The 9,338-nt window shown below is 74.6% G+C and carries 9 protein-coding genes; 6 read left to right on the top strand and 3 right to left on the bottom strand.

What is annotated here, in order from left to right; all coding sequences use genetic code 11:
• Window positions 1–123 precede the first annotated feature (123 nt).
• Window positions 124–1,350, bottom strand: a complete 1,227-nt coding sequence (locus ACI79V_RS21640) for an epoxide hydrolase family protein (RefSeq protein WP_456892610.1) — start codon at window positions 1,348–1,350, stop codon at window positions 124–126.
• Between the two features lie 198 nt (window positions 1,351–1,548).
• Between ACI79V_RS21640 and ACI79V_RS21635 the strand changes: the two genes are divergently transcribed.
• From ACI79V_RS21635 to ACI79V_RS21615, 5 genes are all read left to right on the top strand, one after another.
• Window positions 1,549–2,013 (top strand): SRPBCC family protein, encoded by a 465-nt coding sequence (locus ACI79V_RS21635; protein WP_456892608.1) that lies wholly within the window; start codon window positions 1,549–1,551, stop codon window positions 2,011–2,013.
• Between the two features lie 100 nt (window positions 2,014–2,113).
• Window positions 2,114–2,950, top strand: coding sequence for a mycofactocin-coupled SDR family oxidoreductase (locus ACI79V_RS21630; protein WP_456892607.1), 837 nt, complete (start codon window positions 2,114–2,116; stop codon window positions 2,948–2,950).
• Between the two features lie 13 nt (window positions 2,951–2,963).
• Window positions 2,964–3,794: a mycofactocin-coupled SDR family oxidoreductase gene (locus tag ACI79V_RS21625; protein WP_456892606.1), complete on the top strand. Its 831-nt coding sequence runs from the start codon at window positions 2,964–2,966 to the stop codon at window positions 3,792–3,794.
• 43 nt (window positions 3,795–3,837) lie between these two features.
• Window positions 3,838–4,728, top strand: a complete 891-nt coding sequence (locus ACI79V_RS21620; protein WP_456892604.1) for an AAA family ATPase — start codon at window positions 3,838–3,840, stop codon at window positions 4,726–4,728.
• Between the two features lie 24 nt (window positions 4,729–4,752).
• Entirely contained in the window at window positions 4,753–5,715 is a 963-nt protein-coding gene (locus ACI79V_RS21615) for a vWA domain-containing protein (RefSeq protein WP_456892602.1), read from the top strand.
• A gap of 6 nt (window positions 5,716–5,721) precedes the next feature.
• Here the strand turns inward: ACI79V_RS21615 and ACI79V_RS21610 are convergent, their stop codons facing one another.
• Window positions 5,722–6,324 carry an acyl-CoA-like ligand-binding transcription factor gene (locus ACI79V_RS21610; RefSeq protein WP_456892600.1) on the bottom strand — a complete coding sequence of 201 codons (603 nt, stop codon included), beginning with the start codon at window positions 6,322–6,324 and terminating at the stop codon, window positions 5,722–5,724.
• 186 nt (window positions 6,325–6,510) lie between these two features.
• Here ACI79V_RS21610 and ACI79V_RS21605 point away from each other — a divergent pair, with 186 nt between their 5' ends.
• Complete coding sequence (locus tag ACI79V_RS21605) at window positions 6,511–6,648, top strand: hypothetical protein (protein ID WP_456892598.1); 138 nt, start codon at window positions 6,511–6,513, stop codon at window positions 6,646–6,648.
• Window positions 6,649–6,693: 45 nt separating this feature from the next.
• On the opposite strand, the gene ACI79V_RS21600 is transcribed toward ACI79V_RS21605, so the two are convergent.
• On the bottom strand, window positions 6,694–9,297 hold the full coding sequence (locus ACI79V_RS21600) for a bifunctional FO biosynthesis protein CofGH (protein WP_456892596.1): 2,604 nt from the start codon (window positions 9,295–9,297) through the stop codon (window positions 6,694–6,696).
• Window positions 9,298–9,338: the final 41 nt, after the last annotated feature.

Below are 9,338 nucleotides of genomic sequence, written 5' to 3'. Positions count from 1 at the left end.
CGGCAGCTGGCCGGGGCCGGACCCCGGCGCCCGCCCCGCACCGCCGCGCCCCCCCCCCCCCCCCCCCCCCCCCCCCCCCCCCCCCCCCCCCCCCCCCCCCCCCCGGGGCGACGAGCCGGGTGGTCAGCCGCGCGGCCCGGGGATGTCCGGTGTCCGGATCGGGCGGAACGCCTCCCGGAGCTCGGACGTGAACAGCTCGGGCTCCTCCCAGGCGGCGAAGTGCCCGCCCCGGTCGACCGCGTTGAAGTAGGTGAGGGTCGGGTACGCCGCCTCGGCCCAGCTGCGCGGGGTCCGCCAGATCTCGCCCGGGAACGTGGTGAAGCCGACCGGCACGGAGACGGCCGGAGGTGCCTGGGCGGCCGCCGCCGCGGAGGCCGCGACCCCGTAGCTGTCCCAGTAGGACCGGGCCGCCGAGGCGCCGGTGCCGGTCAGCCAGTACACCGAGATGTTGTCCAGGACGTGGTCCCGGGTGAGGTTGCCCACGGGCTCCCCGTCGACGAAGGCGCGGGAGATCTTGTAGTAGGCGTCGGTGTCGTGGTCGAGCATCCACGCGGCCAGGGCGACGGGGGAGTCGAGCAGGGCGTAGCCGATCGTCTGCGGCCGGGTCGCCTGCTCCAGGAAGTAGGCGAAGCCGCTCGACCGGAAGGTGGCGATCGCCTCGAGGCCGGCCCGTTCCTCGTCGGTGTCCGACGACAGGCCGCCGCCCAGGGCGGTGACCAGCAGGTTCAGGTGGATGCCGAGCAGCCCCTCGGGTGCCTGCCGGCCCATCGCGTCGGTGACGCCGGCGCCGACGTCCCCGCCCTGGGCGACGTAGCGGGTGTACCCGAGCCGGCGCATCAGCTCCGCCCAGGCCCGCCCGACGCGGGCGACGTCCCAGCCGGGCTCGGTCGGCTCGCCGGAGAAGCCGTAGCCGGGCAGCGACGGCAGCACCAGGTGGAAGGCGTCCTCGGCGCGGCCGCCGTGCGCCGTCGGGTCGGTCAGCGGGCCGACCGTCTCGAGCAGCTCGACGACGGAGCCTGGCCAGCCGTGGGTCATGACCAGCGGCAGGGCGTCCGCGTGCGGCGAGCGCACGTGGATGAAGTGGACGTCCACCCCGTCGATCTCGGTCCGGAACTGCGGCAGCGCGTTGAGCCGCGCCTCGCAGCGGCGCCAGTCGTACTCGTCGGCCCAGTAGCGGGCCAGCGCCTGCACCGTCGCCAGCTGCACGCCCTGGGAGCGGTCGGTGACCAGCTCCCGGGACGGCCAGCGCGTGGCGGCCAGCCGGCTGCGCAGCTCGGTGAGCGCCTCTTCCGGGACGTCCACGCGGAACGGACGGATCGCACTGCCGGTCTGTTCGGCGACTGTGGTCATGACGGCCTGCCCTCGACATGGATGCGGGGAAGTCGCGGACCGGGCCAGATCAGCGAGCGCACCACGGCACCGGCGGGGATCCGGGCTTCCAGGACGAGACCACCGCACACCCTCGGGCGGCTCGTCGCACCCGTCGAAGTCCCTGGCCCGCCCTAGGGTGGGCGGTGCCGGCGCGCTCGCCGTCAGGAGATGCTGCCGATGACTGCCGAACTGAGGACGTTCGTCGACTTCGACGCCACACCCGAGCGGGTGTGGCACGTGCTCACCGATCTGCCCGCCTACGCGGAGTGGAACCCCTTCGTCACCAGGGCTGAGGGGGCGGTCGTGGTCGGGTCCCGGCTGTCGGTCAGCGTCCCGCCCGCGAACCCCCTCGTGGACCCGAGACCGCGTCCCACGGTCCTCGAGGTGGTGCCCCTCCGACGGCTGCGGATGCGGAGCCGCCTGGACAGGTTGCGCATCCCGGGCCTGTTCACCGTCGAGCTCACCATGACTCTCACCGATCACGACGGGGGAGTGCGGCTGTGGTGGCAGGACGAGTTCCGAGGGCTCCTGGCGCCCCTGCTGATCCGTTCCCTGAACCGCCACCGGCTGGCCGCGTTCCACGGCATGACCGCCGCGCTCAAGAGCCGGGTCGAGGGCTCGCCAGGATCGCCTCCGGCTTGAGGAGGGCCGTCCCTCGGTCGCCATGGAGCCCCTTCACTTGTGGCATCGAGTGCCATAACGTGTGGCCGTCGTCACACCGGAGCGGACGTGGAGGTCGGCCATGGGGCGCGTCGAGGGCAAGGTCGCATTCATCACCGGAGCCGCCCGCGGGCAGGGCCGCAGCCACGCGATCCGGCTGGCCGAGGAGGGCGCGGACGTCATCGCGGTCGACCTGTGCGGTCAGATCGACACGGTGCCCTACGCCATGGCGACGCCGGAGGACCTGGAACAGACCGTCAAGGCGGTCGAGGCGCTCGACCGCCGGATCGTCGCCCGGGAGGCCGACGTCCGTGACCTCGCAGCGCTGCAGGCCGTCGTCGACGAGGGGGTGGCCGAGCTGGGCGGACGCCTCGACATCGTCTCGGCCAACGCGGGGATCGCCAGCACCGGCACGCTGACCACCGAGTTCAGCGAGGAGAGCTGGGCCGACATGATCGACGTCAACCTCACCGGCGTGTGGCACACGACCAAGGTCGCCGTCCCGCACATGGTCGCGGCGGGCAACGGCGGGTGCATCGTCCTCACCAGCTCCGCGGCCGGGCTGATGGCCTACCCCGGCGTCGGCCACTACGTCGCGGCGAAGCACGGCGTGGTCGGGTTGATGCGCACGCTGGCGCTGGAACTGGCGCCCCACATGATCCGGGTCAACAGCATCCACCCGACGCAGGTGGACACCGACATGATCCAGAACGAGACGATCTGGAAGCTGTTCGCCCCGGACGAGCCGAACCCGTCCCGTGAGTCCTTCGCGCCGATCTCGCAGGAGATGAACGCCCTGCCGATCCCCTGGGTCGAGTCGCGCGACATCTCCAACGCCCTGCTGTTCCTGGCCTCCGACGAGGGCCGGTACATCACCGGCGTGACGCTGCCCGTCGACGCCGGCGCCGTCATCAAGTAGGGGAGGAGCAGCCATGCCAGGACGTGTCGAGGGCAAGGTCGCGTTCGTCACCGGAGCCGCCCGCGGTCAGGGGCGCAGCCACGCCATCCGCCTCGCCGAGGAGGGGGCCGACATCATCGCGGTCGACATCTGCCAGCAGATGGAGACGGTGCCCTATCCCATGGCGACGCCGGACGACCTCGCCGAGACGGTGAAGGAGGTGGAGTCGCTCGACCGCCGGATCGTGGCCACCCAGGCAGACGTGCGCGACGCCGAGGCGCTGCGGGCGGCCGTCGACCGGGGCGTCGCGGAACTCGGGCGGCTGGACATCGTGTGCGCGAACGCGGGCATCTTCAGCTTCACCACCGAGGAGCTGGGCGAGCAGATGTGGCGCGAGATGATCGACGTCAACCTCACCGGCGTGTGGCGCACCGCCAAGGTCGCCGTGCCGCACGTGATCGAGGGCGGTCGCGGCGGCTCGATCATCATGACCAGCTCGACGGCCGGCCTGCAGGGCTTCCCCAACTTCGCCCACTACGTCGCGGCCAAGCACGGTGTGGTCGGCCTGATGCGCACCCTGGCCCTGGAGCTCGCGCCGCACATGATCCGGGTCAACAGCGTGCACCCGACCAGCGTCGACACCGCCATGATCCACAACCGGGCGACCTACGACCTGTTCGCCCCCGACCTCGACGACCCGACGCGGGAGCAGGTGGCCGAGCGCTTCCGGGCGCTGAACGCGCTGCCGATCGAGTGGGTCGACGCCCGGGACATCAGCAACGCGGTGCTGTTCCTCGCCTCCGACGAGGCGCGCTACGTCACCGGGGTGACCCTGCCGGTCGACGCCGGCTCGACCCAGAAGTGAGGGGAGCGCACTGAGCGAGCAGGAGCCGGCCGGCATCGCGGACGTGCGCGCCCGCGTGGCCGCGCGGATCGTCGGCCGCGAGGACGAGCTCGACCTCGTCCTCGCGGCCGTCGCCGCCGGCCGCGACATCGTGCTCGAGGGCCCGCCGGGCACCAGCAAGACGACGATGCTCAAGGCGATCACCGCGGAGTGGGGCATCCCGCTGCTGTTCGTCGAGGGCAACGCCGACCTGACCCCGGCGAAGATCGTCGGCCACCACAACCCGGCGCGGGTGCTGCGCGAGGACTACAGCGCCGACAACTTCGTGCCGGGTCCGCTGGTCGAGGCGATGGAACAGGGCGGTTTCCTCTACATCGAGGAGTTCAACCGGGCGCCGGAGGACACCCTCAACACCCTGCTGACGGCGATCGCCGACCGGACCGTCGCCGTCCCCCGGGTGGGCACGGTCACCGCCCGGCCGACGTTCCGGGTGATCGCCTCGATGAACCCCTACGACAACGTCGGGACGACGCGGCTGTCGACCAGCGTCCACGACCGGCTGTGCCGCATGGCGATCGGCTACCAGGACGAGGCGGCCGAGCGCGACATCGTGGCGCTGCGGGCCGGCGGAGCCGAGGGGGACCTGCGGACGGCGCTCGTGGCCGACGGCGTCGCGGTGACCCGGGCGACGCGGGCGCACCCCGACGTGCGGCGGGGCAGCAGCGTCCGCGGTGCGATCGACACGGTGCTGGTCGCCCTGCAGCTGGCGGCGCTGCGCGGCATCACCCTGCCGGCCGACGACCGGTACGCACCGACCGTCCGCGACGCGATGGTCGTGGCGCTGTCGGGGCGGATCCACCTCGACGAGGCGGCCGAGACCACCCCGGAGCAGGTGCTCCGCGAGATCTGGGAGGACCGCTTCGTCCTGACCCCGGCGGCCGCCGCTCCCGGTTGAAGTGCGGTCGAGGCCGACTCGCCGGTGCGCCGACCCGGCCCGCCCCGGCCCACCTCGCGCCCGCCGCTGCGACGCAGGCCCAAGCAGCTGTCGGAGGAGCCGACGCTGTTCGACCGCACGCCCTCGGCCGGAGGCGGCACCGTGCTGACCGCGCTGCCCGGCGGCCGGCGGCGGTCCGGGCCGGCCCCAGCGGGCGGCAGCGCTCCGGGGACCACTGACGAGCCGGCCGAGATGGTGACCCTGCCCGCCGACGGACCCGGCCCGGACCCGGCGGTGCGGGCCCGGGCGCGGCAGATCGCCACCCGGCTGTCGGTGCCCCGGCCGCGGCACGACGCGGTGGCGCGGCGGGGCGCGGGCGACCTGGCGAGCGTGCCGTACCGCGGAGGCGCCGACGACATCGACCTCGACCGCACCATCGAGGTGCTGGCCGAGCGCCCGCTGCCCGAGGACGAGGACGTCGTCGTGCGCGAGCGGGTCCGCACCCGGCGGTCGGTCGTCCTGGCCGTCGACGTCTCGGGGTCGATGCGCGGCGAACGGATCCGGACGGCGGCGGCCACCGTGGCGGCCCTGGCAGCCGAGCTCCGGAGCGACGACCTCGCCGTCCTCGCCTTCTGGTCCGATGCGGCGTCGCTGCTGCACCTCGGGCAGCCGGTCGCGCCGCTGGTCCTGCTCGACCAGCTGCTGGCGATCCCGGCCAAGGGCCTGACCAACCTGGCCTTCCCGCTGCAGCAGGCGGCGCGCGAGCTGGCACGGGCGCCGGCCCGCGACGCCCGCGTGGTGCTGCTGTCGGACTGCGTGCACAACGCCGGGCCCGACCCCCGGCCGCTCGCGGCCCGGCTGCCGCGGCTGGACGTGCTGCTCGACGTCTCGGGTGAGCAGGACGTGCAGCTGGCCCGGGAGCTGGCGCGGGCCGGACGTGGCCGGCTCGCGCGGATCCGCACCCACCGCGACGTGGCCCCGGCGTTGAGCCGCGCGTTCGCCGGCTGACCGGCCTCAGGGACCGGGCGGCAGCAGGAGGTCGAGGCAGCGGGCGAGCACCTCGAACAGGTCAGACTCCGGATGGGCCAGCCAGTGCTCGTGGGCGGTCAGGGTCGCGGCCAGCACGGCCTGGCCCACCGCGCGCGGGAACAGCGCGTCGGCCGCCTGCCCGCTGCGGTCGGCGACGAACGCCGCGGCGGCGGCGCGCCAGGCGGCGTAGCGCGACATGGCGTGCGCCTGGACCGCCGGCACCGTGAGCAGCAGCTGGGCGCGCTGCCGGGCCCACTCGCGCTCCTCGTCGGGGAACCGCAGGGCGGCGACCACCGAGCGGGTCACGACGTCCTGGTACGGCTCCGAGCGGCCGCCCTCGGCGAGGTGCTCCTCGAGCCGGCGCAGCTCCGCGTCGGACTCGACGAACAGGACGTCGGCCTTGGTGGGGAAGTACCGGAAGAACGTGCGGCGGCCGATGCCCGCGGCCGTCGCGATGTCCTCGACGCTGGTGGCGTCGAAGCCGCGGTCGACGAACAGCTGCTGCGCCACCGCCGCCAGCTCGTGAGGCGTGGTGACGGCCGGGCGGCCGCCACGGTCCGTGCGCAGCCGTGCGGGCTCGGTGTCCACCTGGAGGATGGTGCCGCACGGTCGCCCCGGTGCCGAGCGGGCCGGTCCGCACCGTCGCCGCCCGCACGCAGGACGGGACGGTGCGGCCACCGTCGAGCGCGGACGTGTTCCGGCTGGTCCGCCGGGGGTAGGGGCAGCGCCCCGGCCGTCCGGATCCGGACGGCGACCCTGGACCGGGAGGTCGGCATGGCCGAGAAGAGCGGCACGGGCAGTGCCACGGCGCAGAAGGCGAACGCCAAGGCGGAGGAGGAGGGCGAGAAGAACCCGCGCAAGAGCTCGGCCGCCCAGAGCGAGCTTGGCAAGAAGGGCGGCAAGAAGTCCTGACCGTCCTCCCGCCGGCCGGGGGCACGTCCGTGCCGGCCCGGTCCCTCAGACCGGCGTGATGGAGAGGGTGAGCGCGCGGCGGCCGGCCTCGGAGCGGGCGGTGGCGATCCGCTCCTCGCTCGGGGTGCCGTAGTCGGTGGTCCGCTGGCGGGCGGGCCGGCCGATCGCGGCGGCGATCCCCTCCAGCTCGGCGATGGTCTTCAGCGAGCCGTTCTCGCTGCCGGCCATCCGGCTGATCGTCTCCTCCATCAGCGTGCCGCCGAGGTCGTTGGCCCCGCCCCGCAGCACCGCCTGCGTGCCGACGTCGCCGAGCTTCACCCACGACGTCTGGACGTTCGGGATCCGCCCGTGCAGCAGCAGCCGGGCGACGGCGTGCACCGCCCGGTTCTCCCGCACCGTGGGCCCGGGCCGCGCCACGCCGGCGAGGTAGATCGGCGCGTTGTGGTGCACGAACGGCAGCAGCACGAACTCGGTGAAACCGCCGGTCTCGTCCTGCTGCCGGGCGATCGTGCGCAGGTGCGCCACCCAGTGCGCGGGGGTGTCGACGTGGCCGTACATCATCGTCGACGTCGTCGGCAGGCCCACCCGGTGCGCGGTCCCGATGATCTCCAGCCAGGTCGCCGCGGGCAGCTTTCCCTTGGTCAGCACCCAGCGGACGTCGTCGTCGAGGATCTCCGCCGCGGTGCCGGGGACGCTGTCGAGCCCGGCCTCCCGCGCCGCGACGAGGAACTCCTCGAACGACAGCCCGGTGCGGGCCGCGGCGTTGACGATCTCCATGGGGCTGAACGCGTGCAGGTGGATGTCCGGCTGCCGGCGCTTCACCTCGCCGATCAGGTCGAGGTAGGCCGAGCCGGGGAGGTCGGGGTGGATGCCGCCCTGCATGCAGATCTCGGTGGCGCCGGCCGCCCACGCGCGGTCGACCCGGTCGCCGACCTCGGCCAGCGACAGCGTGTAGGCGTCGGCGTCGGTGCGCCGCTGGGCGAAGGCGCAGAACCGGCAGCCGGTGTAGCAGACGTTGGTGAAGTTGACGTTCCGGTTGACGACGTAGGTGACGTCGTCGCCGACGGTGTCGCGGCGGACGGCGTCGGCGAGCGCGGCGAGCGCCTCGAGGTCCTGACCGTCGGCGCCGAGCAGCGCGAGGTACTGCGCGTCGGACAGCCCGGCCGGGTCGCGCTCGGCGGCGCGCAGCGCGGTGTGCACCTCGGGGTCGCCGGCGGCCAGCGCGGTGGAGGAGCCGTCGCGGGCGGCCGCGGTACGCGCCCGCAGCTCGGCCCAGTCGCCGTAGACGGCGTCGAAGTCGCTGCGCCGGTCGCCGGTGCGCCCGACGGTGTCCACCTCGACGTGCAGGTCGGTGCGGCCCGTGGAGACCCACGCCTCGTCGGGCTCCTGCCACGGCAGCCCGGCCGGCACGCGGCCCTCGACGGCGAGCCCGTCGGGACCGGCGAGCGCGGCCACGTGCGGGCGCACCCGCGGGTCCAGCCACGGCTCGGGGGAGAGCACGTACGGCGGCTGCGCGGCCAGCCGCTCGCGCAGCGTGAACCCGCCCTCGGCGGTCAGCGCGGCGAGCGTGTCGATCTGCGGCCAGGGCCGCTCGGGGTTGACGTGGTCGGGCGTGAGCGGGCTGACCCCGCCCCAGTCGTCGACGCCGGCCCGCAGCAGCAGGCCCAGCTCGGCCGGGTCGGACAGGTTCGGCGGCGCCTGCACCCGCGCCCGCGGCCCGAGCAGCAGTCGGGTGACGGCCACGGCGGCGGCGTACTCCTGCAGCGCGAGGTCGTCGTGCGCGGCCATCGCCGTCCGCGGCTTGGCGCGGAAGTTCTGGACGATGACCTCCTGCACGTGCCCGTGCCGCTGGTGGGCGGCGCGGATCCGCAGGACCGCGTCGACCCGCTCGGCCGGCGTCTCGCCGATGCCCAGCAGGACGCCGGTGGTGAACGGCACGGCGGAGCGGCCGGCGTCCTCCAGCACCCGCAGCCGCACGGCCGGCTCCTTGTCGGGGGAGCCGAAGTGCGGGCCGCCGGGCTCCGACCACAGCCGCGTCGCCGTCGTCTCGAGCATCATCCCCATCGACGCCGACACGGGCTTGAGCCGCTGGATCTCCTCCCAGCTCAGCACGCCGGGGTTGAGGTGCGGCAGCAGCCCGGTCTCCTCGAGCACCCGGATCGCCACGGCGCGCAGGTAGCCCGGCGTGGAGTCGAAGCCGTGCGCCTCCAGCCACTCGCGGGCGACCGGCCAGCGGTCCTCCGGGCGGTCGCCGAGGGTGAACAGCGCCTCCTTGCAGCCCAGCGCCGCGCCCTGCCGGGCGATGTCGAGGACCTCGTCGGGGGAGAGGTAGGGCGCCCGGCCCTCGCGGCGCAGCTGCCCGGGTGTCGTGACGAACGTGCAGTAGTGGCAGCGGTCGCGGCAGAGGTGGGTGAGCGGGATGAACACCTTGCGGCTGTAGGTGACCACGCCGGGGCGCCCGGCCGAGGCCAGGCCGGCGTCGCGCACCCGGGAGGCGGCGGTCAGCAGCCGGTCCAGCGGGTCGCCCGCGGCCAGGCCCCGGGCCGCGAGCAGCGTCTCGGCCTCGCCGGCGTCGAGGGTCACGCCCCGCTCGGCGCGCGCCAGGGCACGCCGCAGCGCGGACGGCACGGGGATCTGCGGCTCGATCATCGCCCCGCACGCTAGCCCCCGTCCCACCTGCACGGGACCGG

The sequence above is a fragment of the Geodermatophilus sp. SYSU D00700 genome, assembly GCF_054050255.1.
Note: the sequence above shows the minus strand (reverse complement) of the source record. Positions and strands in the feature narration are given on the sequence as shown.